At 67.8% G+C, this 23,293-nt stretch carries 16 protein-coding genes; 9 read left to right on the plus strand and 7 right to left on the minus strand.

The window, feature by feature from the left end:
- Nucleotide 1: 1 nt before the first annotated feature.
- The gene (locus tag AC07NF_RS07265; RefSeq protein ID WP_494627743.1) at nucleotides 2-703 is read left to right on the plus strand and encodes a winged helix-turn-helix domain-containing protein; all 702 of its coding nucleotides are present in this window, start codon (nucleotides 2-4) and stop codon (nucleotides 701-703) included.
- Here the strand turns inward: AC07NF_RS07265 and AC07NF_RS07270 are convergent.
- Together AC07NF_RS07270 and AC07NF_RS07275 are read right to left on the minus strand one after the other, a co-directional pair.
- Nucleotides 700-1,449, minus strand: a complete 750-nt coding sequence (locus AC07NF_RS07270) for an IclR family transcriptional regulator (protein ID WP_494655322.1) — start codon at nucleotides 1,447-1,449, stop codon at nucleotides 700-702. The genes AC07NF_RS07265 and AC07NF_RS07270 overlap by 4 nt on opposite strands.
- Nucleotides 1,450-1,514: 65 nt before the next feature.
- Nucleotides 1,515-4,313, minus strand: a complete 2,799-nt coding sequence (locus tag AC07NF_RS07275; protein WP_494627739.1) for a TonB-dependent receptor — start codon at nucleotides 4,311-4,313, stop codon at nucleotides 1,515-1,517.
- A 366-nt stretch (nucleotides 4,314-4,679) separates the two neighbouring features.
- Between AC07NF_RS07275 and AC07NF_RS07280 the strand changes: the two genes are divergently transcribed.
- The gene (locus tag AC07NF_RS07280) at nucleotides 4,680-6,431 is read left to right on the plus strand and encodes a DUF885 domain-containing protein (RefSeq protein WP_494627737.1); all 1,752 of its coding nucleotides are present in this window, start codon (nucleotides 4,680-4,682) and stop codon (nucleotides 6,429-6,431) included.
- Here AC07NF_RS07280 and AC07NF_RS07285 read toward each other — a convergent pair.
- Together AC07NF_RS07285 and AC07NF_RS07290 are read right to left on the minus strand one after the other, a co-directional pair.
- Nucleotides 6,428-6,973 (minus strand): hypothetical protein, encoded by a 546-nt coding sequence (locus tag AC07NF_RS07285; RefSeq protein WP_492810660.1) that lies wholly within the window; start codon nucleotides 6,971-6,973, stop codon nucleotides 6,428-6,430. The two genes, AC07NF_RS07280 and AC07NF_RS07285, sit on opposite strands and share 4 nt — an antisense overlap.
- A gap of 113 nt (nucleotides 6,974-7,086) precedes the next feature.
- Nucleotides 7,087-8,265, minus strand: coding sequence for a pyridoxal phosphate-dependent aminotransferase (locus AC07NF_RS07290; protein ID WP_494627735.1), 1,179 nt, complete (start codon nucleotides 8,263-8,265; stop codon nucleotides 7,087-7,089).
- A gap of 227 nt (nucleotides 8,266-8,492) precedes the next feature.
- Between AC07NF_RS07290 and AC07NF_RS07295 the strand changes: the two genes are divergently transcribed.
- Complete coding sequence (locus tag AC07NF_RS07295) at nucleotides 8,493-9,986, plus strand: S10 family peptidase (protein WP_494627733.1); 1,494 nt, start codon at nucleotides 8,493-8,495, stop codon at nucleotides 9,984-9,986.
- Nucleotides 9,987-10,004: 18 nt separating this feature from the next.
- Here the strand turns inward: AC07NF_RS07295 and AC07NF_RS07300 are convergent, their stop codons facing one another.
- Together AC07NF_RS07300 and AC07NF_RS07305 are read right to left on the minus strand one after the other, a co-directional pair.
- Nucleotides 10,005-11,264 carry an aminotransferase class V-fold PLP-dependent enzyme gene (locus tag AC07NF_RS07300; RefSeq protein ID WP_494627731.1) on the minus strand — a complete coding sequence of 420 codons (1,260 nt, stop codon included), beginning with the start codon at nucleotides 11,262-11,264 and terminating at the stop codon, nucleotides 10,005-10,007.
- 131 nt (nucleotides 11,265-11,395) lie between these two features.
- A complete protein-coding gene (locus AC07NF_RS07305) occupies nucleotides 11,396-11,878 on the minus strand; it encodes an Lrp/AsnC family transcriptional regulator (protein ID WP_454716097.1) in 483 nt (160 codons plus the stop codon).
- 269 nt (nucleotides 11,879-12,147) lie between these two features.
- On the opposite strand from AC07NF_RS07305, the gene AC07NF_RS07310 reads away from it, so the two are divergent.
- Nucleotides 12,148-13,083 (plus strand): ornithine cyclodeaminase family protein, encoded by a 936-nt coding sequence (locus AC07NF_RS07310; protein ID WP_494627729.1) that lies wholly within the window; start codon nucleotides 12,148-12,150, stop codon nucleotides 13,081-13,083.
- On the opposite strand, the gene AC07NF_RS07315 is transcribed toward AC07NF_RS07310, so the two are convergent.
- The gene (locus tag AC07NF_RS07315) at nucleotides 13,080-14,555 is read right to left on the minus strand and encodes a S10 family peptidase (RefSeq protein WP_494627727.1); all 1,476 of its coding nucleotides are present in this window, start codon (nucleotides 14,553-14,555) and stop codon (nucleotides 13,080-13,082) included. The two genes, AC07NF_RS07310 and AC07NF_RS07315, sit on opposite strands and share 4 nt — an antisense overlap.
- 337 nt (nucleotides 14,556-14,892) lie before the next feature.
- Here AC07NF_RS07315 and AC07NF_RS07320 point away from each other — a divergent pair, with 337 nt between their 5' ends.
- The 5 genes from AC07NF_RS07320 (at nucleotide 14,893) to AC07NF_RS07340 (ending at nucleotide 23,286) form a co-directional block, all read left to right on the plus strand.
- Nucleotides 14,893-16,221: an APC family permease gene (locus tag AC07NF_RS07320; protein ID WP_494627725.1), complete on the plus strand. Its 1,329-nt coding sequence runs from the start codon at nucleotides 14,893-14,895 to the stop codon at nucleotides 16,219-16,221.
- Complete coding sequence (locus AC07NF_RS07325) at nucleotides 16,218-17,366, plus strand: aminotransferase class V-fold PLP-dependent enzyme (RefSeq protein ID WP_494627723.1); 1,149 nt, start codon at nucleotides 16,218-16,220, stop codon at nucleotides 17,364-17,366. Before AC07NF_RS07320 ends, AC07NF_RS07325 begins: the two co-directional genes overlap by 4 nt.
- Before the next feature lie 32 nt (nucleotides 17,367-17,398).
- Nucleotides 17,399-19,105 carry a M61 metallopeptidase family protein gene (locus AC07NF_RS07330; RefSeq protein ID WP_494627721.1) on the plus strand — a complete coding sequence of 569 codons (1,707 nt, stop codon included), beginning with the start codon at nucleotides 17,399-17,401 and terminating at the stop codon, nucleotides 19,103-19,105.
- A 214-nt stretch (nucleotides 19,106-19,319) separates the two neighbouring features.
- Entirely contained in the window at nucleotides 19,320-22,283 is a 2,964-nt protein-coding gene (locus AC07NF_RS07335) for a TonB-dependent receptor domain-containing protein (RefSeq protein ID WP_494627719.1), read from the plus strand.
- Nucleotides 22,284-22,344: 61 nt separating this feature from the next.
- The gene (locus AC07NF_RS07340; RefSeq protein ID WP_494627717.1) at nucleotides 22,345-23,286 is read left to right on the plus strand and encodes an ornithine cyclodeaminase family protein; all 942 of its coding nucleotides are present in this window, start codon (nucleotides 22,345-22,347) and stop codon (nucleotides 23,284-23,286) included.
- Nucleotides 23,287-23,293: the final 7 nt, after the last annotated feature.

The following is a 23,293-nucleotide window of genomic DNA, read 5'->3' on the forward strand; positions in this document are numbered from 1 at the left end:
CATGAGCGCCGGACGCCACCGCATCCTCGTCATCGACGACGAGCCGCAGATCCATCGTTTCCTGGGCCCGGCCCTGGACGCCGCCGGCTACGAGCCGTTGCGCGCCGACAGCGGCCAGGAGGGCCTGCGCGGCATCGCCCTGTGGTCGCCCGACGCCGTGGTGCTGGACCTGGGTTTGCCCGACATGGACGGCAAGGACGTGCTGGAGAAGGCGCGCGCCTTCTATGACGGCCCCATCCTGATCCTGTCGGCCCGCGATCGCGAGATCGAGAAGATCCAGGCGCTGGATCGCGGGGCCAACGACTATGTCGAAAAGCCTTTCGGCGTCGGCGAGTTGCTGGCCCGCCTTCGCGCCGCCCTGCGCCAGACCGGACGCGCCCAGGCGCCCAGCGGTCCCATCCGCGCCGGCGAGGTCGAGATCGACCTGGAAAAGCGCCGCGTCACCCGCGCCGGCGAGGCGGTGAAGCTGTCGCCGCGTGAATACGATGTCCTGACCCGCCTGGCCCTGGGCCACGGCAAGGTGCTGACGCACAAGGAGCTGCTGACGGCGGTCTGGGGTCCGGCGCACGCCCAGGACACCCAGTACCTGCGGGTCTTCATCGGCCAGCTGCGCCAGAAGCTGGAGGCCGATCCGGCCACGCCCAGGATGCTGCAGACCGAGCCTGGCATCGGCTATCGCTTTGTCGGCGACGACGAGGCTTAAGGCGTCCAGCCCAGGCGTCGGCTGACGACCGTCGCGGCGTCGGCGACCTGGCGTCCGGCGGCGTCCATCTGCTCGGCGGACATGTACTGCTGAGCGCTGGACAGACTGAGCGCGGCGATCACCTCGCCGCTGGCGTCGCGGACGGGCGCGGCCACGCAACAGATGCGTTCGCCGTCCTCGCCGATGTGGCGGGCGAAGCCTTCGGCGATCAGGGCGTCCTGGCTCTCGGCCGGGAAACTGGCGCGCCAAATGGCCGACGACGCGTCCATCAGCAAAGCTCGCCCCAGAGCCGTGGCGTCGACGCGGTTGCGGTCGCCCAGCTGGTGACGAACGGCCAGAAGCCGGCGGCTGGGCGCGCGGCCGACATAGACGATGTGGTCGCCGTCGCGGATGGCGAGATTCGTCGCGTCACCGGTCTCGAGACTCAATGCGTCCAGCGTCGGCTGAGCGATGGCGATCAGGTCGGCGCTCTCGTGCGCCATGGCGCCCAGGGTGAGGATGCGAGGGCCGAGCTGGTATCCCTTGCGCGGATCGTGCCGAAGCAGGCCGCGATCAACCAGCGCCGAGGCCAGGCGGTAGGCGGTGCTGCGGGTCAGGCCGAGGCGCGTGGTGATGTCGACCAGGCTGATCGGACCCGTGCTGACGGCGTCCAGGATATCCAGCGCCCGCATCAGCGAGCGGCTGACATCCGTGCGTTCCCCCAAGGGAAGCGACGGAGAGAGCGGGATCGACGGTGACAGGGTCATCTTGATGATCTTGCGCGGACGGACGCTCGCCTTCCCGGGCTGGGGAGGGCGAGCGTCCTTACCCACTAGAACTTGGCGCGCACCCCGAAGAAGAAGCGCGAACCGAAGGTCTCGTTGCCGATCCGGCGGACGGCGTTGTTGTTCTCGATCCGGACCTCGTCGGTCAGGTTCACGCCTTCGACGAAGAAGGTGATGTGCTCATTGAGGTTGTAGCTGGCCGAGGCGTCCAGCGAGCCATAGGCCTCGTTGAACTCCGGCAGGCTGCCGCGGCCGACGGCCGTGATCAGCCACGCGTCACGCCAGTTGTACGAGGCGCGGGCGCTGAACTTCTCGTTCTCGTAGTAGAGCGAGACGTTGTAGCTCTTCCGCGACAGGCCCGGGAACGGCAGGATCTCGCCGGTCAGCAGGTTGGTGCCCTTGAAGCCCTCGTCCTTCTGGTAGGTGTAGTTGGCCAGGACCCCGAAGCCCTTGAACGGCGCCGGCAGGAAGTCGAACGAATACTGGCCGCCGATTTCCAGGCCGTTGATGTTGACCTGGTCCGTGCCGTTGACCGGACGGGTGATGTTGTAGGTCGTGCCGTCGATGGTTTCCGGCGCGGCCTGGTTGATGATGAACGACGAGATCTCCTTCCGGAAATAGGTCGCCGAGATGAAGCTGTCGCGGCTGAAGTACCACTCCAGGCCCGCGTCATAGGCGGTGGCTTCGAACGGCTGCAGGTCCGGGTTGCCGCGCGACCCGGTCAGGCCGACGACGTCGATGCTGCGGCGCAGGGCCAGTTGGCTGGGCGCGGCGCGGGCCATCACCTTGCTGGCGGCGGCGCGGCCGATCAGCGTGTTGGGGATGAACTCGAAGCGCAGGTTCAGCGACGGCAGGGTCTTGGTGTAGCCGCCCTCCTGCGAGCCCTTGACGAAGTTGACCGGAGCGCCGCCGCCGGGACCGGTGGTGCGGTTGTAGCCGGTCGAGACCGTCTTGGTGTCGACCACGCGCACGCCCAGGGTGCCGCTGATCGGCACCGGCAGGCTGCTGAAGTCGAAGGCGGCCTGGACATAGGCGCTCTTGGTCTTTTCCTCGACCGACCAGGTGTCGAGGAAGGCCTGGAAGCTGCCCGGGCCACCGGCCTTCTCGGCGGTGTTCGGGTTCGGATTGACGCCATAGACGTCGTTCTGCAGGCCGGCCGCCGCCAGGGTGGCGTTGTAGGTGGCCAGGGTGTTGTCGTTCCAGTAGCGGACGCCGCCGTCGTAACCCAGGTCGCCGGTCTTGAAGAACGGGATGCTGTTGGTCACCGAGTTGGTGTTGACGATGCCTTCAATGGTCGCGCACGAGGTCGCCACCGCGACGGCCGCGGCGCTGCTGGTGTCGGCGCGGCAGTTCAGGCGGGTGGTGCGCTGGTACAGGATCTGGTCGGTCTTGAACTGACGGGCCTGCACGCCGCCCTTGATCTGGGTCAGCCACGAGTCCGTCGGCTTGTAGGTGACGTTGAACTGCTCGGCGGTCTCTTCGGAGGTGTTGTTACGCGGGTTGAACACCGCGTCCAGGCGGTTGACGCCCTGGCCCGTCGTGACGTCCAGGCCCGGGAACGAGAAGTTCGGGGCGCGCTGGCTGCCGGTGTAGTCGATGATCGCGCGCGGCACGCCAAAGACGGTGGCGGTCGAGTTGATCTCGTTGTTCTGGACCTCGGCGTTGGAGTAGTCGAGGCGGGCGTCGAACACCCAGTTGTCCAGCTTCCACTCACCGCCCAGGGCCGTGGTGTACTGGGTGCGCGTCAGGTCGCCCAGGATGTTGCGATAGGCCAGGTCCATCGGGAAGGCGGCGCTGCTGGTCAGCTCGATGTGGTTGACCGTGTTGTCGCTGCCCAGAGTCGTCTTGCTGTAGTCGATCAGGCCGCCCGAGGCGCCCAGCTGCAAGAGCGTGCTGTTCACCTTTTCGGTGGCCGTGGCGTAGGTGCCGTCCAGATAGGCCTTGAAGTTGTCGTTCGGACGCCATTCCAGGACACCGTTCAGCGCTTTGCGCTTGGTGACGCGGCGGTCGATGATCAGGCGCGGGATTTCCGGCACCCAGTCCAGCGTGCCGTCGTTGTTGATATCGGTGCTGCGCCCGGGCGTCGCGCCCGTGCCAGTGGCCGTGGCCGCGCGGCGAATCCAGCCCGTGGTGCGGGCGTTGTTGCTGTTGAGGTGACGGTTCTCCCAGGTGCCCGACAGCAGGACGCCCAGGGTGTCATTCAGGAAGGTCTTGGCGCCGATCAGCGCGAACTTCGGATCGTATTCCTTGGCCAGGTTCGAATAGACGCCCTGGACCGAGCCGGCGATGAAGGGCTCCTTGCTGTCGAACGGACGGCGGGTGATCACCCGCACGGTGCCGCCGATGCCGCCTTCGGCCATGTCGGCGGTCGGCGACTTGACGACGTCCAGGCGCGAGACGAACTCGACGGGGATGTCGCGGAAGTCGACGGCGCGGTCGCTGCCGCCCACGGTCAGGGACAGGGCCGACGAGCCGTTGATCTCGACGCGGTTCAGGCCCGGATCGGCGCCGCGGATGCTGACGCCGCGGCCTTCGCCGTCCTGGCGGCTGATCTGCACGCCGGTGACCCGTTGCAGGGCTTCGGACAGGTTCTTGTCGGGGAAGTCGCCGATGTCCTCGGCCGAGATGGTATCGACCACCTGCAGCGAGTTGCGCTTGACGTCCATGGCGCTGCGCAGGCTGGCGCGGATGCCGGTGACGACGATCTCGTCGACGACGTCGGAAGATGGGGCGGGGGCAGGGGCTGTTTGGGCGGCGGCAGCGCCGGCGACCGAGGACAGCAGGACAGTCGCGACCGCAAGGCGCGAGGCGCCCGACCGCCATTGCGTACGCAGAGACGTCTTCATGGTTTTCCTCTCCATTGTGCGAACCCACCGTTGCTCAGCACCCCTGAGGTCGGCAGTCTCATATTTTGGTATTCGATCCCGAATATGGGGAAGATACCGTCATTTCTCTGTTCGTGTCGAGAGGGGCGCAGTGTTTCAGCGCCGAAACCGGGTCGGCGGCCGGGGCTGCATGAACCATGCGGAGACCCGTGGAACCGGGCCGCAGTTCAAATAGAAATTTCCCCATGGCCCCCTACGATGCCCAAGCTGTGCTGAGTTTTAAGGACGCCATCGATGTCGGCTGGAAATCTCGCGGAACCGAATCTGCAACGCCGTCGACTGATGTTTTCGGCGGCGGCCCTGGCGCTGATTCCAGGTCTTCCCGCGATGGCGGCTACCGACGAGGCGGCGCGACTCACCACGATTTTCGATGCGCTGCATGTCGAGGGCCTGGCGCGGTCGCCGGAGCGGATCGTCAGCCTGGGCCTGGATCGCCAGCCGCAGTACGCCGGCGCCAAGTCGCAGCTGTCGGACCGCTCTTTGGCCGCCGCAGATCGGGCGCGGGCCGATCTGGCGAATGACGTACGGCGGCTGAAGTCGATCGATCGCGCCAAGCTCTCGGGTGCGGCCCGTAATGCCTACGACACCGTGCTGTTCGACCGGGAGGTCTCGCTGGAGGGCGCCAAGCGCTTTGCCTATGGCGCGGTCGGTGATCCCAACCCGTACGTGATCTCGCAGAATGCCGGCGTCTATCGCGGCGTGCCCGAGGGCTTGAGCAACGCCCAGATCGAGACGGCCGACGACGCCGAGGCGTGGCTGTCGCGCCTGAACGCCTTCGGGACGGCGCTGGACCAGGACACCGAACGTTTCCGCTATGACGCGGGCCTGGGCGTGCTGCCGCCCGACTTCCTGTTCGACAAGACCATCGCCAGCTTGGGGGCGCTTGCCGCCGAGAACCCGGACACCTCACCGCTGGCGGCCGGCCTGGCCAAGAAGACCGCAGACAAGGGTTTGAGCGGCGACTGGAGCACCCGCGCCAAGGCGGTGCTGGCCCAGACCGTTCAGCCCGCCCTCAATCGCCAGCTCGAGGCGCTGAAAGCCGCTCGCCCCAACGCCGTGCACGAGGCCGGTGTCCGCCGCCTGCCGGACGGCGGCGCCTATTACGACTGGGCGATCCTCTCCAACACCACGGCGCGGATCACCGCCGACGAGGTCCACCGCCTGGGCCTGGCCCAGATGGAGGAAGCCACCGCCCGCGCCGACGAACTACTGAAAAGCCAGGGCCTGACCCAAGGCGCAGTCGGCGCCCGCATCGGCGCCCTGAACGTCGATCCGCGCTTCCTCTATCCGGAAACGGACGAGGGTAGGGCGCGGCTGATGGAGCGGGTGAAGAGCCTGATCGCGGCGATGGACGCCCAGATGCCCCGGATGTTCGGCCGTTTCCCCAAGCGGGCCGTGCAGGTGCGAGCCACGCCCGCCGCGCAGGAGGCCGGCGCGCCGGGCGCCTACTACTCGGCCGGATCGGCTGATGGCGCGCGGCCCGGCTACTACAACATCAACATGCGGCTGGTCGGCGCCAGTCCCGACTGGCAGCTGCCGACTATCACCTTCCACGAGGCCAATCCGGGCCACCATCACCAGATCTCGATCGCGCGGGAGTCCGCCGGCGACGTCCATCCGATCCTGCGCGACATGGGCTTCACGGCCTATAGCGAGGGCTGGGCGCTCTATGCCGAGCAGCTGGGCGACGAGCTGGGCCTCTATGCCAACGATCCGTTCGGCAAGGTCGGCTACTATCGCTCGATGATGTTCCGCGCCGCTCGCCTGGTGGTCGACAGCGGCATCCACGCCAAGGGCTGGTCGCGCGAGCAGGCCATCGCCTATCTGGTCGACAATGTCGGCATGAGCCAGCGCGGCATGACCAGCGAGGTCGATCGTTATTGCAGCTGGCCGGGTCAGGCCTGCGCCTACAAGATCGGCCACGCCAAGTGGACCACCTTGCGCGAACGCACCCGCAAGGCGCTGGGCGACCGCTTCGATATCAAGGCTTTCCACGACGCGACCCTGGCCGCCGGCGCCATGCCGCTGGACGTGCTGGACCGGTTCGTCGCCGATTGGGCCAAGGCTCAGAAGGCTTAGCGCCCCCGGCGGCGGGGCGCCCGCAGGATCAGGCCGGGCAGATCGTCGCCGAACAACGGCTTGATGTTCATCATCTCGACGGCGTCGATCTTGGGCCGCTGACGCAGGTCGCGCGCCCACTGGGCGGCCTCGCGCCAGTCGTGGTGATAGGTCGACAGCCGGTAGTCGAAGTCGCCGATGACCCGCTGAGCGCCGGCGACGCACGCATCGGCGATCAGGTCGTTCTCGAAGGCCTCGATGTCGGCAGGCGTGGCGTCGACCAGGCGCACCCAGGTCGTCGACTGCTGGTCCACGCCGCGCGCGACAGGGTCATGCAGGGTGACCAGTTGGGCGATGCCCAGCGAGCGCAGGATCGACAGGCGCTGGGACATCACGAAGCGGCTGATGTTCAGATCACGCATGATCTGCTCGATCGAGCCCTTGGTGGCGAGGGCGGCCTGGTAGAGCTCGCGCATATGCGGCTGGGACGAGCGCTCGAGGGCGTCGACCTGATTGCTCTTCACGGGTTTTGCTAGCGCCATCGTGTTCGTCGCGGCGTCCATCCGCGCTCCCTGATGAGCGCAAATTTAGCCGTGATGGGGCGGCATTTTAATTCGTATGCACCGCTGCTTGGCTTCTGGATGAATAGTCTATCCAGGCGCGACGATTGATGTGCTTAAGCCTGCCGGATGGCGTGCAGGGCCAGGCGCAGGCGCTCGAGGTTGCGGTCCAGCGTCGCCGGATCCGATCCGAAACCCAGGCGGATGTGACCGGCGAGGCCGAAGAACTCACCCGGCGCGACCAGCAGGCCGTGACGGATCCACAGTTGCTTGGCCAGCGCCAGGGTGTCGTCGACGCCCACGACCTTGGGAAAGGCCATGCAGCCGAACTCGGGCAGTTCGCCCTCCAGCAAACCCTCGGCGACCATCGTCCGCAGGTGGCGCTCGGCGATGGGCCGGGTCGCGGCCAGGACGCGTTTCCAGTGCAGGTCGAAGACGTCGGGCGCCTCCAGCACGTGGGCCGCCACGGTGTGGGCCAGCTTGGACACGCCGATGTCGCCCTCGGGCGAGCGGGCCCGGATGCGGGCGATCAGGTCGGGCGCGGCGCAGATCCAGCCGAACTTCAGGGCGAACAGGCCAAAGACCTTTGTCAGGCTGGAGACCGTCACCAGGTTCAGCGCCAGGGTCGCAGCGGCGCGCTCGACGGCGGGCCGGGCGAAATCGGCATAGACCTCGTCGACGATCACCTGGGCCCCGACCGTCGCGGCCAGGGCGGCGATCCGCTGCAGGTCGGCGGCCGGCGTCAGTGCGCCGGAGGGATTATGCAGGCTGGTCAGGACGATAGCGCGGGTGTCGGATCGGATCTTGGCGGCCAGGTCGACCAGGTCGACGGCGAAGTCCGGGGCCGAGCGCTGGAAGGTCTCGACCCGCGCGCGGCGCTCGTCGGCCACCTGGGCCAACAGGTCAAAGCCGGGGCTCTCGATCAGGACGTGGTCGCCGTCCTTGACCAGGACCTTGAGCACCAGGTCGAGCGCGCTGGTCGCGCCGGTCGTCGTCAGGATCTGGTCTTCCACGACGCCATAGCGCCGGGCCAGGGCCTGGATGGCGAAGCGATTGCCGCCCGCGAACACGCTGACATAGCGCGGCGACACCGACAGTGAGAAGGCGTCGCGAACGACGTCGACCAGCTCGGGCAGGGGCTCGCGGATGGTGCTCTCGAACAGCGCCGCGATCCTGGGATCGGCCGCGCGCAGGCGCATGCCCTCGCGCACCCAGTCCGCATAGGTCGTGGCCGAGAACAGGCGATCGGCCTGGGCGCGACGGGCGTCGGTCTCGGAGGGAGTGCTGGCGTCCAAGGTGGCGATCTGAGGTTACGCTATGAAGAGATCTCCCAGCCTAGGCCGACCGACCGGAATTTCTTTGCGACCTGATCGGCCGTCGGCGGCAAATTCGTCGCCCCTATGCGCCGCGTGACTGCGCCGTGAATAACTTATGTCAGGCGCTTTGGAGGCGTCCGCGCGATTGCAAAGATATTGTGGCGTTCGGCGACTAGTCTGAACGGGTCGAGGGAGATCAAAGTCTTATGAAAACCGCCGCCGCCCGCGCGCTCGCCGTCACGCTCCTGCTGGGTTCGCCCGCCCTGGCCTTCGCCGCCGACGCGCCCAAGCCGTCAGCCACCGCGTCGGCCCTGCAGGTCGCGGTCTCCAAGCACACCGGCGTCTTCAACGGTCAGAAGGTGGCCTACACCGCCACGGTCGCCGAGTATCTGGTCGACGGCGCCGACGGCAAGCCGGGCGCGAAGATCGTCACCATCGCCTATGCGCGCGACGTCAAGGACGCGGCCAAGCGGCCGGTGATGTTCGTCTATAACGGCGGCCCCGGCGCCTCTTCGTCGCCGCTGCATTTCGCGGCCCTGGGCCCGGTGCGCAAGGCCGCTGCGGATGCGCCCAAGGACGGGCCGCAGATCCGCGACAACCCGTTCAGCCCGCTGGACGCCTTCGACCTGGTGTTCATCGACCCGGTCGGTACGGGCTTTAGCCGGCCGTTCCCGGACACCGATCCCAAGGCCTTCTATTCGCGCGCCGGCGACGCCCAGGCGGTCGGCTCGGCCATCAAGCAATGGCTGAAGGCCAACAAGCGCGAGGCCTCGCCGCGCTATATGACCGGCGAGAGCTACGGCACCACCCGGGCGGCGATGATCCTGAAGGTCGTGCCCGATCTGAAGTTTGACGGCGTGGCCCTGGTCGCCCTGGTCGGCGACACCGCCGGCCGCGAGATGCCGTACGTGGCGGCCCTGCCGACCATGGCCGCCGGCGCCTGGTACCACAACCGCGTCGACCGCAAGGGCCGCACGGTCCAGCAGACCTTCGACGAGGCCCTGGCCTTCGCGCGCGGCGACTACGTCACCGCCCTGATCCAGGGCGCCAGCCTGCCGGCCGCCGAGCGCCGCCGCGTGGCCGAGCGCATGTCGCAGCTGATCGGCCTGCCGGCGGACCTGATCGAGGCCAAGAACCTACGCCTGACCAAGAACGACTACATGTTCAACCTGCTGAAGGATCAGACCCTGCGCACGGGCCTGCTGGACGTGCGCGTCACCGCGCCGCTGGAACCTGGCCAGGACGGGGCGATCGACGATCCGGCCCTGGGTGTCGTGCCCAAGCGCGCGCCGGGCGCCCCCGCCGGTCCGCCCCCGTCGCCGGCCGCCATCGGGGTGATCCCCAACGCGGTGCTGGGCGGCTACATCAAGGACAGCCTGAAGTTCAAGACCGACGAGCCGTACTACGCCCTGAACTTCAAGGTGAACGCGGCCTGGAACTTCGACGACCGCAAGGACGTCAATCCGGCCATCGCCGCGGCGATGAACGCCGATCCAAGCCTGCGGCTGTTCTGGGCGGGCGGGGTCTATGACCTGACGACCCCGGCCTATGCGGCGCGCTACACGCTGGACCAGGTCGGCATCCCGTCGGACCGGCTGACGGCGATCTATTTCGACGGCCCGCACGGCGTCTATGACGGCGACGACAACCTCGCCAAGTTCACCGCCGCTCTGAAGGCCTTCGTGGCGGCGGGACGGTAAAGGCTAACGCCTCGCCGATCAGGTCGGCGAGGCGGGCAGGGCGCTCAGCAGGCGGTCGATATCGTTGGCGTCGTTGAAGGCGGCCAGCGACACCCGGAAGCGGTTGGCCGAGACGGTGATCGTCACATTGGCCTTCTTCAGCGGCTCGCTCAGCTTGGCGCGGGCGTCCTTCAAGGCGAAGGCGACCAGCTGGGTGCGGTTGCCCAACGGCGTCAGCGGCTCGTAGCCACGGCGGCGCAGCTCGGTCTGGACCATGTCGGCCAGCGGCTGGCGATGGGCCTGCAGGCGCTCGACGCCCACCGCCTTGATCCACGGCAGCGAGTAGGAGAGGTGGACGATCCCCGTCCACGAGGTGGTGCCCATGGCGAAGCGGCCGTGGGCGGTGTCGCCCGCCGTGATGTCGGCCACGGTCGCGCCCGGCGGGTCGTACGGATAGACGTGCGGCTGGAAGCCGGTGACCTGCTCGTAACCCCACCAGGGGCGCGGGATCTTCTCCTGGATTTCCTTGCGCACGTACAGGAAGCCCAGGCCGAAATCGCCCATCAGCCACTTGTAGGAAGAGCAGGCGGCGAAATCGACGCCGCTGGCGCGCAGGTCGACCGGCACGACGCCGGCGGCGTGGACGATGTCGGCATAGACATAGGCGCCGTGGGCGTGGGCCAGGTCGCAGACGGCCTTCAGGTCATGTTCGAAACCGTTGACGGTCGAGACCAGGCTGATCGAGACCAGCTTGGTCTTGTCGTTGATGGCCGCGGCCATCTCGGCCATGTCGATGCGGCCGTCCTTGGTCATGCGCAGGGTGACGACGTCGACCCCGGCCTTGCCCAGTTCGCCATAGGTATAGAACGAGCCGAAGAAGTGCAGGGCGTCGGTGACGATGCGGCCGCCGGCGCGGGGGAAGTCCAGCGCCTTCAGCACCAGGTTCTCGCCCATGGTGGTGGACTGGATGATGCACAGCTCGTCGGGCGTGGCGCCGACCAGTTCGGCGAAGGTCTGGACGACCGTGCGCTCCTTACGGCTGACGCTGTAGTCGGGCAGCGAGCCGTCGCGGGTCTTGTAGCGCAGGTACTCTTCCAGCGCGGCCTTGGCGCCGAGCGGCATCGGGTGGGTCGAGCCGGCGTCCAGATAGGTCATCGGCATCTTGGCGAAGGCGCTCTTGGCCGGCAGGGCGATCGTCTCGGCCGGCGCGATCGGGGCCTGGCCCGTGGCCTGTGCAGCCTTGGCCAGGCCGGGCGAGAGGGCGGCGGCCGCGACGAGGGCGCGTCGGGTGAAGCTCACAGGCGTCTCCTTGAACAGAGCTCGACGCTAGCCGAGGCCGGCGGAATAGTCCGTTCGTTGTGGTCCGTCGTCCGCGCGGCGGTTGAATAGACTATCTCGCACCGTCGCGACGGACGCATCGCCCATGCGCGTCAGCGGAAGCCGCGCACCACCAGCGGGACGGCCGTTGTGCTCTTGGTCTCGGTCAGGGTGACGATCGAGCGGACATCCACAACGCCGGGCAGCTTCAGCAGCACCTGGAAGATGAAGTCCTGGTACCACTTCACGTCGGGGGCCAGGATCTTGACCATGCAGTCCATCTCGCCAAACACCGTCCAGCACTCCAGGATCTCCGGGGTGTTGCGGATGGCGCGATGGAATTTCTCGCGGTCCTCGTCGTTCAGGGTGGTCATCTTCACCTGGGCGAAGATCTGCATCGCGAAGCCCAGCTTCTCGTGGTCGACGATGGCCACCACCGACTTGATGTAGCCCTCTTCGCGCAGCCGCTGGATCCGCCGCCAGCAGGGCGACTGGGACAGGCCGACGCGCTCGGCCAGCTCGGATGACGACAGGGACGCGTCGCGCTGCATGACCTCGAGAATCTTCAGGTCGATGGCGTCGGGCGTGAACGACATAGGCTATCCTCCGCTTTCTTTGTTTTTGCATCATGCATGTGCCGGTCGCGCCATATGTGCAAGCCTTAGCTGGCGAAGGGCATGCCGTTGGCGCCTAGCGACTGAGCCGCGGCGCCTGTTCGTCGAGCGCTTTGCCGGCGAATGGATCACGTTGTTCGTCGAGTGAAGCCCGCATGGCCTATGCGTCACGGGCGATCCGGCGCATGAAATCACAAAGATCAGTCGGGCCGGCGGCGATACAATGCGCGCCGGGAGAGAGTCGTCGAAGCATGGGCAAGGCAACGGGATTGGTCGTCTTTGACGTTGCGGCGGTGCGCGAGCGCCTGACCGTGGGCGTGGCGATCCCCGTGGTCCGCGAGGCCATGATCGCCCTATCCAGCGACCGCGTTCGCCAGCTGCTGCGCAGCTTTATCGCCGTGGGCGAGGGCAAGACCTTTGCGATCATGCCGGCGGCCCTGCTGGACGCCGAGGTGTTCGGGGCCAAGCTGGTCTCGGTGTTCGCCGACGGGCAGGGGCGCAAGGCGCATGAAGGCGTCGTGGTGCTGTTCGACGGCGTCAGCGGCGCGCCGGTCTGTGTCGCCGATGCGGGCGAGGTGACAGCGATCCGCACCGCCGCCGCCAGCGCCGTGGCGACCGACGCCCTGGCGAGGCCGAACGCTCAACGCCTGGCAATCCTCGGCACGGGCCGCCAGGCCGCAGCTCACATCGAAGCGATCTCGGCGGTGAGGGACCTGAAGTCCGTGATCGTCTGGGGTCGCGATCCAGAACGCACGCGCGCCTTCGCGGCCGAGCTGTCGGTCGAGGCCGCGCCGGACGTGGAGAGCGCCGTCGCGAACGCCGACATCGTCTGCACGGTGTCGACCGCCGCCGATCCCATCCTGAACGGCGCCTGGATCGCGCCGGGGACGCACGTCAACGTCGTCGGCTCCAGCGGCCCGATGGCCGCCGAGATCGATGGCGAACTGGTGCGCGCCAGCCGCTTCGTCGTCGACCATCGCGAGCACGTGCTGGTTCACGGCGGCGAGTTCTTGCGCGCCAAGGCCCAAGGCCTGGTCGGCGACGACCACATCGCCGGCGAGATCGGCGAGGTGCTGGCTGGCCGCGTCGCAGGACGCCAGTCGGTCGACCAGATCACCGTCTACAAGTCGCTAGGCCACGCCGCCCAGGATCTGGCGGTCGCGGCCTGGCTCTACAAAACCCGCTAGACCGGGGCGCCGCCCTGAACGAAGGCGCGGATGTCGTCGGTGAAGGCCTTCAGGCTGGGCAGGTTCGAATAGGCCATGTGCCCGCCGACATACTGCCGCTGATAGACCCGGTCGCGCGGGAAGCCATTGCTAGACACCAGATAACGCGCCGGACCGATCGTGGTGGTCAGGTCGTAGAGGCCAGTGCCGACCATCAGGCGGAACTTCGGATTGGCCGAGAAGGCCTTCCGTAGCTGGGCGGGGTAGTCGTAGTCCTGGAACGGACCCGCGCCGCCGCCGGTCGAGTTGTAGTTCCAGGCCCCGGCGCCGGGCGCGCTGTCGCGATACTCGCTCCACGTGACACCCAGGCTCTTGAGGTGCTCGACCACCATCGCCGGGATCGCCGAGGTGACCGCCAGGGCCGGATCGCCTGCGCGGGCGCCGGGGGCGGGAAGGGGCGCGGTGTAGCGGGCGTCATAGGTCCCGGTCATCAGGCCCTTGTCTTTCAGCAGCTCGCGGGCGAAGGCGACCTTGGTGATCGTCAGGTCGTGGGTCAGGTAGTAGTCGGCGCTGATGCCGGTCAGGGTCTGAAGCTTCTCGGCCACCCGGCGTTGCTCGGCGCCCGGCAGATAGCTGCCTTGGGCCAAGGCCACCAGATAGTCGCTCATCGCCCAGGCCTGGACCTTGTCGATGAAGGCCGCCGGCGACAGGCCGCCGGTGTCGACCTTGCCGTGATAGGCGGCGATCGAGGCCATCTGGGACAGGTTCGTCGCGTACGAGACGATGTTGCGGGTGCGCTGGCTGGTCTCGATCATGTTGGCCGCCTGGCCGAACAGGAAGACGCCCTCCAGCGGCATGACGCCCGACAGCTTGCCGGCCATCACGGTGGCGCGGATCGTGCCGTAGCTTTCGCCCAGCACGTATTTCGGCGAGGCCTCGCGGCCGTTGGCCTTGCTCCAGGCGACCACCAGGTCGGCGATCGACTGGGCGTCGCCTTCGACGCTGTAGAAGCGCTCCTTCGAACCCGCCTGGCCGATGCGCGAGAAACCGGTCTCGGCCGGGTCGACGAACACCAGGTCGGCGACGTCCAGCACGGTGAAGGCGTTGTCGACCAGCTGCGGCGGCGGCTGGGGCGCGGTGATGTCTTGGGCGATGACCACGCGGCGCGGGCCCAGGGCCGCCATGTGCAGGGTCGCCGACGAGCTGCTGGGACCGCCGTTGAACACGAAGAGCACCGGCCGCTTGGCGTCGGCCTTGGCCGCGACGTACGCGGTCGTCACCAGGGTGAGGGTCACCGCGCCCTTGTCGTCGGTCAGCACTGTCTCGCCGACCGTGGCGACATAGTCGACCGTCTTGCCATTGAAGACGCCGCGACGCTTGGCGACGAACGGACCGCCGGCTCGCGCCTCTTGCGCCAGGGCAGGGGCCGCCGCCAGGGCGCCGGCGCCGAGGACAGCGCCCGTCAGCAGGGCGCGCTTGGTCAAGGAAGTCATGGCGTTCCGGGTCTCCAGCTCGATGACATGAGCCTAGCCGTGCGATGTCGGATTATCTTTGCATTGTGATGTCGGCGAACCGCCGCCCGTGTCGAACCTATGCAAGGCCTGCGGGTCACGCAGATGGATGATGCGCGGATAGGCTCGTGCGCGCCTGACGTTTGCGCGTCGAAGGCTGGACCGGTTCATCGCGACCTCCGGCAATAAATATCCAAAACCGCGGCCAAGCCCGACTAAGTCCTCCGTGGGCGGCGCCGTCCGCCGCAAGTTCGAATAGTTGATGCGAAGGGCTGCCCCTATGCTGACGACCTGAAATTTTCGGAGCGTCCAAGACCTCATGACAGGCCCCGCATCCGCCCCTTCGCCGGCCTTGAAGCACGGCGTCGGCCTGCTCGATCTGGTCATGCTGGGCGCGGGCACCGCCATCGGCGCGGCGATCTTCTCGGTGCTGGGTCCGGCCAGCCAGGTCGGCGGCGCCGGCATCCTGATCGCGGCGGGTCTGGCGGCGATCCCGATGATCGTCTTCGCCCTCGTTTATGCCTACATGGCCTCGGCCCTGCCCAAGACCGCCGCGTCCTATGAGTGGCAGCGCCTGCTGACCAAGCCGTGGATCGCCTTCGCCGTGGTGTGGATGCGGATCCTGAGCAACGCCGTCGTGATGATCGTGCTGGGCCGAGTGCTGGTCAGCTACCTCTCGATGGTGATCGAGGTCCCGGCCGCGCCGACCATGCTGGGCCTGTTCGCCCTGATCTTCGCGCTGAACTTCGTCGGGGTGAAGGTCGCGGCCAAGGCGCAGACGGCGATGATGCTGCTGCTCTTGGCAGTGTTCGCGATCTTCGTGGCCTCTGGCGCGCATAGCTTGAAGCCGCACCTGTTCGTCGAGGCCGTGGCCGGCGGCTGGACCCCGATCCTGGCGGCGCTGCCGCTGATGATCCAGCTGTTCTTAGGGATTGAGACCGCGACCGAGGTCGGCGAGGAGGTGCGCGATCCCAAGCGGACCGTGCCGCTGGGCCTGGCCTTGGCCCTGGCCTTGACCGTGGTCGTCTATGTCTCCATCGCCTTCACGGCGCTGAGCCTGGCCGGCGTCGACACGCTGGCGTCGAGCAAGGCGCCGCTGCTGGCCGCCGCCGAGGTGTCGCTGGGCGGTTGGGCCAAGCCCCTGATCGTCGGCGCCGCGCTGCTGGCCCTGACCAAGTCGATGAACGCCATCTTCCTGGTCTTCACCCGGTTCCTATACGCCATGGGCCGCTCGGGCGTGCTGCCGGCCAAGCTGGGCGAGGTGCATCCGCGTTTCGGCACGCCGCACTGGGCGACCATCACCGCCTTCGCCCTGACGGCGGCCTGCGTGCTGCTGCCGTCCAGCCTGTTGTTCCTGCTGCTGGCCATCAACATTCCGACGATGATGAAGTACGCCGCCTCGTGCCTGGCCGCCTTCAACATGGCCACCAAGCATCCGGAGCTTCACGCCGAGGCGCGGCTGCGCTTCAGCAAACGCGCGGTGCAGGTGCTGGCCGTGGTCGGCCTTCTGGTCGCTGTCGCGATCGCCGCCCTGGGCCTGGGCACTGACTGGCGGCCCTATGTGCTGCTGGGCGGCTGGTTGGCGGTTGGCATGATCTACTATGCCGTGACGCTGGGCCGTCGCGCCGGCCAAGAGGCCTCGGCATGAAGATGGAGATCGGCCGTCCGCTCGGCGTCGCCCGCCGCGCCGACTTCGCGCCCATGTCCAGGATCCACCTGGACGCGGCCTACATGCACCCGATGAGCCTTGGCGCGCGCCAGGCCCTGGATCGCTATGCCGAGTACCGCATGGGCTCGTCGTCTGGCGAAGGCCATGACGACGGCGCGATCCGCGAGCAGGTCCAGCGGATGTTCGCGACCCTGATCGGCGCCAAGCCGGCCGAGATCGCCTTCGTGCCCAGCACCATGGCCGGTGAGAACGCCGTGCTGTCGGCCCTGGGCCTCAGCGGCGGGAAGGGCAGGGTGGTCACCGACGCCCTGCATTTCACCGGCTCGCTATACCTGTACGAACGCCTGGCCGAACACGGCCTGGACGTCGAGGTGGTGCCCGCCCGCGACGGCCGCATCGAGCTGGCCGACCTGGCGGCGGCGCTGGAGAAGCCCACGGACCTCGTCGCCCTGTCGTCGGTGTCCAACTACAACGGCTTCCGCCACGACCTGGAGGCGGTCTGCGAACTGGCCCATGCGCGCGGCGCTCTGGTCTATGCCGACATCATCCAGGCGGCCGGGGCCGTGCCGTTCGACGTGAAGGCGTCCGGCGTCGATTTCTGCGCCTGCGCCACCTACAAATGGCTGATGGGCGACTTCGGCGTGGGCTTCCTCTACGCCCGCGGCGACCGCCTGGATCGGCTGGACCCAACCGCCTTCGGCTATCGTCAGGTCAGCGAGATGATCGCCCAGCCCATGGCCGATCCGCCCGTGCTATGGCGCGCTCGGCCCGACGCCACCGGCGCCTTCGGCATGGGGACCATGGCCAGCGGCGCGGTGGCCCAGCTGCACCACTCGCTGGACGACCTGCTGCGCATCGGCGTCGAGGCGCTGGCCCGTCACCGCGAGACCCTGTTGACACCGCTGCGCGAGCGTCTGGTCGCCAAGGGCTGCCGGATCCTGACGCCGCATGAAACGGGTTCGCCGCTGCTGGCCTTCGTGCCGCCCGGCCTCGACACGGTCGGGGCGCGGCTGGAGGCGGCGGGGATCTTCGCGTCGGTCTATGAGGACCGCGTGCGGGTGGCCCCGACCTTGTTCAACGATCTCGACGACATCGGCGCTCTGGTCGCGGCTCTGTTCGCCTAGGCGCTCAAAACACACCGGGGGAGGACTAAACAATGCGCCATTTCATGATGATGGGCGTTGCGGCGCTGGCGTTGAGCGCCGGCATGGCCCATGCGGCCGAGCAGGGGCCTCCGCCCAAGCTGTCCGTACGCCTGACCCCGCACGCGCTGGGCGGGCCGCAGAGCTACATGGCCGTGCAGGAGACCCTGCAAGCGCCCGCCCTGGCCGTCGGCGACACCCTAGTCCACCTGCCGATCAAGCTGGTCGGCATCCCCGGCTCGCAACTGCTGGGCGCCGGCCTGACCGCGCGTGACGCTTCCGGTCCGATCGCCCTGACCCAGGTCGACGAGCCGCCGACACCGCAGGGCGGCTATCGCGGCTGGAAGGTCTCGCGCGCCACGGTCGGCGACGTCGTGGTCGAGTACCAGGCCGCGCCGCGCCAGATCACCGCCGCCACCAATAACGGCCCGCTGTTCGACCTGCGCGAGGAGAGCGGCGGCTTCGCCGGGGCCGGCGTGACCTTCATGGCCGTGCCGCCGGGGAATAAACCCTACCGCATCACCCTGGACTGGGATCTCTCCGCCGCGCCCGAGGGCTCGCGCGGGGTATCGTCGCTGGGCGAAGGCCATGTCGAGACCATGGGACCGTCCGAGCGCCTGGCCTTCTCGTTCTACGCGGCCGGCCCGCTGCAAGGCATCGGCGGCGGCAAGAGCGACTTTGGCCTCTTCTGGCTGAGCCCGCCGCCGTTCTCGGCCGAGACCCTGGGTCAGCGCATCCAGACCCTGCACGGCGCCATGGCCAAGTTCTTCGGTGACAAGAACGGCGTCTATCGCGTCTTCATGCGCCAGAACCCCTATGCCGGCACCGGCGGCACGGCGCTGCCGCAGTCGTTCATGTTCGGCTACCGCCCTAGCGACAAACCGACGATCGAGGCGCTGCAGAGCCTGCTGTCGCACGAGATGGCCCACAACTGGCCGTCCATGCAGGGCGAGCACGGCGCCACGGCCTGGTACAGCGAAGGCACGGCCGAGTTCTACTCGATGATGCTGTCGTACCGCTCGGGCGTGCTGTCGCTGGACGACTTCGCCAAGTCGCTGAACGACAAGACGACGGCCTACTACACCAACCCGTATCTGCGCCTGAGCAACACCGAGGCGGCTAAGATCTTCTGGAGCGATCCGACCGCCCAGACCGTGCCGTATGGCCGGGGCGTGATCTATCTGATCGATGTCGACGCCAAGATCCGCGCCCGCTCGAACGGCCAGCGCAGCCTGGATGACATCGTCAAGGAACTCTATCGCCGCGAGAGCACCAGCGAGCCCTATACGATCGAGGCTTGGCTGGACCTGGTCGGCAAGGAGATCGGCGCCGACGAGGCCAAGGCCGGTTACGAGGCCATGGCGCGAGGCGATATCCTGAAGCCGGGCGATCGCTTCGCGGGCTGCCTGACGCCGACCGCCAAGACCTACAAGGTCTTTGAACTCGGCTTCGATCGCGCCTCGTTCAGCAGCGAAGGGCGGCTTGTGAAGGGCCTCAAGGCCGGCACGACCGCCGACCAGGCCGGCATCCGCGACGGCGACCAGATCGTCACCGAGGACGGCATGCTGCAGGCGCGGGCCGACGAGACCAAGGTCCTGACCTTGACGCTTAAGCGCGATGGCGTGACCCGCACGCTGACCTACACGCCGCGCGGCGCCTCGGTCGACGGCGTCACCTGGGTCAAGACTCCCGGCGCGACCACGCAAACCTGCCGCTTCTAGGTCCTCGACATAGACGATGCGAGGAGGCCGCCAGGCTCGCATAATCCATGTATGTCGATGACGCGACGGTTCGAAGAACGAAAAGATAAACTGTCCCCCTTGGCCTAGCTTTCATCTGTGGCGACGACCTGGCGGGCTGGAAACGGACCCGCCGGGCGATCCAGCCAGCGCAGCTTGGGGAAGCGCGCGTTGTGAAACCAAGATTGGGGGTACCATGCGAAAGTCTTCGATCCGCGGCCGTCTGCTCGCCACGACCATCATCGGCGGCGCGGCTCTGGCCGGCGGCTTCACGCCCGTCCGGGCCCACGCCCAAGAAGCGGCCGAGATGGTCACCGAGGTCGTCGTCACCGGCTCGCGCATCCGTCGCGCCGAGACGACCACGCCGGCCCCGGTCACGGTGATCGGCCAGGAAGCCATCGTCGAGCGCGGCTATGTCCAGGCCGGCGAGGCCCTGAACCAGATCTCGTCGGTCGCTCCGACCTACGGCCAGGCTTCGGGCAGCGGCGCGGCCGCCGGCTCGGGCCAGCAGTTCCCCAACCTGTTCAACATGGGCGCGGGTCGCACCCTGACCCTGATCAACGGTCGCCGCACGGTGACCTCGTCCAGCGGCCTGGGTGACCGGGTCGTCGACACCAGCATCATCCCGGTCGGCCTGATCGAGCGCGTGGACGTGGTCCAGGCCGGCGGCGCGGCCGTCTACGGCTCGGACGCCATCGCCGGCGTGGTCAACTACGTCCTGAAGCGCAACTTCGAAGGCGTCGAGCTGGACGCCCAGTACGGCATCTCCTCGCGCAGCGACAACAAGAAGCCGGCCCTGCGCGCCACTTTCGGCAAGAACTACGCCGACGGCCGCGGCAACGTGGCGGTAAACCTGGAATGGTCCAAGACCGACCCGCTGTTCGACCGCGATCGCCCGCTGACCAATCTGGGCCGCGTGACCTATACGAACCCGGCCAATACCAGCCAGACCGACGGCATCCCGGCGCTGGCCCCGGCGCTGAACGCCACCTTCTACTCGTACACCAACAACGGCGTGATCTTCACGACACCGGCGCCGGTGCCGACCTTCATCCTGCGCTCGGGCGGCGCGACCCAGCAGTTCAACGCGGCCGGCACCGGTCTGCAGAACTACAATCTGGGCACCTTCCTGCAGGTGCCGTTCGCCAGCGGCGGCGACGGCTTCCCGTACCAAGACCTGGCGACGCTGCGCACCGGTGTGGAGCGCAAGAACGCCAACGCCATCTACCACTATGACTTCAGCGACCACCTGAAGGTGTCGGGCGAGTTCCTGTACTCCAACACCGTCGGCCGCGACCCCTATGGCACGATCGCCAGCAACACGGTGCTGAACACCCCCGCCAGCGGCGCGGGCTACATCACCTTCTTCGCGACCAACCCGTATCTCAGCACCGAAGCCGTGAATTCGCTGAAGGCGGCCAGCCCGTCGTTCGGCGCCGGCGCGCCGCTGTTCCTGTCCAAGTCGTGGTCGGACCTGCTGCCGACCCGCGAGACCCGCTACAACACCGACACCTACCGCGCCCTGCTGTCGCTGGAAGGCGACTTCAACCGCGCCGACCGCGACTTCTACTGGACCCTGTCGGCCAGCCACGGCGGCACCAAGGGCTCGCAGTCGGGCTGGGGCGTGAAGACCGCCGCGTTCAACAAGGCGATCAATGCGGTCAAGAACAGCGCAGGCAACATCGTCTGCGCCGTCAACGCCAACGCCAGCACCGCCGATGACGACCTGGCCTGCGCCCCGCTGAACATCTTCGGCTCGGGCAATGTCAGCAAGGAAGCGCGCGCCTACGTCACCACGCCGTCGGGCCAGGATTTCCGCAACACCCAGGACGACGTCCTGGCCACCCTGGGCGGCGACCTGTTCCAACTGCCGGCCGGCGTCGCCAAGTTCAGCGTCGCCTACGAGTATCGCGCCGAGTGGGCCCGCTTCAAACCGTTCGAGGGCAACCAACTGGGCCAGGTCGGCTCGGGCGCCATCAGCAAGGCGACCTCGGGCAAGTACCACACCAGCGAAGTGTCGGGCGAAGTCCTGGTGCCGATCCTGGGCGGCGACTTCAGCTTCCCCGGCGCCAAACGCCTGGAGTTCGACGGCTCGTACCGGATCGTCGACCACTCGATCACCGGGACCGAGAAGGTCTGGGGCGCGGGCCTGCAGTGGGAGGTCTTCGACGGCTTCAGCCTGCGTGGTTCGCGTAGCCGCAACTTCCGCGCGCCGACCCTGGATCAGCTGTTCGCGCCGCAACAGACGACCCTGGGCTCGATCACCCAGGATCCCTGCGACAGCGACCGCATCAACGCCGGCCCGTCGCCGGCCACCCGCCGCGCCAACTGCCAGGCCCTGTTCGCCGCCAATCCGGGCTACGGCCCGCTGGCGACCTTCCAGGACCCGTCGGAGAACTTCAACAACGCGCTGATCACCACCGGCGGCAATATCGACCTGAAGAACGAGGTCTCGGACACCACGACCATCGGTCTGGTCTTCCAGCCCAGCTTCATTCCGGGCCTGACCCTGATCGCCGACCGCGTGAAGATCGACCTGACCAACGGCCTGTCGGGCTTCACCCCGATGGACTTCCTGGCCACCTGCTACGACGCGACCTCGCCGTCGAAGGAGGTCTGCGGCACCTTCACCCGTGACGCCAGCGGCTATGTGACCACGGCGATCTCGACGACTTACAACGCCGGTCGCATCAGCTATCGCGGCGAGGTCTACAACATCAACTACCGCCTGCCGCTGAGCCGCCTGTTCCCGGACCACGACTACGGCACGCTGGAGCTGGGCCTCGAGGCGACCCACAACACCCGCTACGAGACCTCGGTGACCGGTTCGGACCTATCGCGCACCGACGGCACCATCGTGCTGCCCGACTGGCGCGGTCGTTTCGACATGCGCTACTCGCGCGGTCCGCTGAAGCTGTACTACTCGGTCGACTACATGCCCGAGGCCCTGACCGCCTGGGGCGCGACGATCGAGACCACGCCGACCCCCACGGTGGCGAAGAACATCCGCCACAACATCTCGGGCGCCTATGACTTCGGCAAGTACACCGTGCGCGCCGGCGTCACCGACCTGACCGACGAAATGACGTCCTTCCCGAACCGGGCCTATGGCGACATCATCGGCCGTCAGTTCTTCCTGGGGCTGAACGCGCGGTTCTAAGGACTATGAGGGCCTCCGTCTCGGCGGAGGCCCCTGTACTTTCGGTAGGAGGGCGAACGTCTTGCGTATCATCGACGGTTCGCAGGTGCGCCAGCACCTGACCTACGAGCGCTGCATCCCGCTGGTGCGCGAGGCGATGATCCGCTTCTCGGCCGGCCGGACCCAGCAGCTGCTGCGCTCGATCCTCGACCTGGGCGAAGGCCGCATGTTCGGCGTCATGCCGGGCGGGATGGGCGAGGGTGGTGTCTTCGGGGCCAAGCTGGTCAGCGTGTTTCCGCCCGACGGCTCGGCGCAGCACCGCTCGCACCAGGGCGTGGTCGTGCTGTTCGACGGCAAAACCGGCGCGCCGGTCTGCGTGGCCGACGCCAGCGAGATCACCGCCATCCGCACCGCCTGCGCCAGCGCCGTCGCCACCGACGCCCTGGCCTGCCCGGACGCCGAGGTTATGGCCATCCTGGGCACGGGCGAGCAGGCCCTGCATCACGCCCTGGCGATCAGCAAGGTTCGAGCGCTGAAGGCCGTCCGCATCTGGGGCCGCTCGACCGAACGCGCCAAGGCCCTGGCCCGCCAGGTGGCGGCCGAGACCGGTGTTGCCACGATCACCTGCCAAAGCGCCGAAGAGGCCGTCAGCGGGGCCGAGATCATCTGCACCGTCACCAGTGCTCGCGAGCCGATCCTGTTGGGCCGCTGGGTCAGTCCCGGCGTCCACGTCAACGTGGTCGGCTCCAGCTATGCCGGTCCGGTCGAGGTCGACAACGACTTGGTCGTCGCCTCGCGCTTCATCGCCGACAGCCGGGAAGGGGTCCTCAAGCAAGGAGCCGAGTTCCTGGCCGCCAAGGCCGCTGGCTTAGTCGACGACGACCACGTGGTCGGCGAGATCGGCCAGGTGCTGGCCGGCGACCTGTCGGGCCGTCAATCGACCGATCAGATCACCGTCTACAAGTCGCTGGGCCACGTCGTGCAAGACCTGGCCGCGGCAAGCCTCCTTCACGACCTGCCCTGAAACGGGA

This window comes from Caulobacter sp. GW821-FHT10A06 (genome assembly GCF_059415805.1).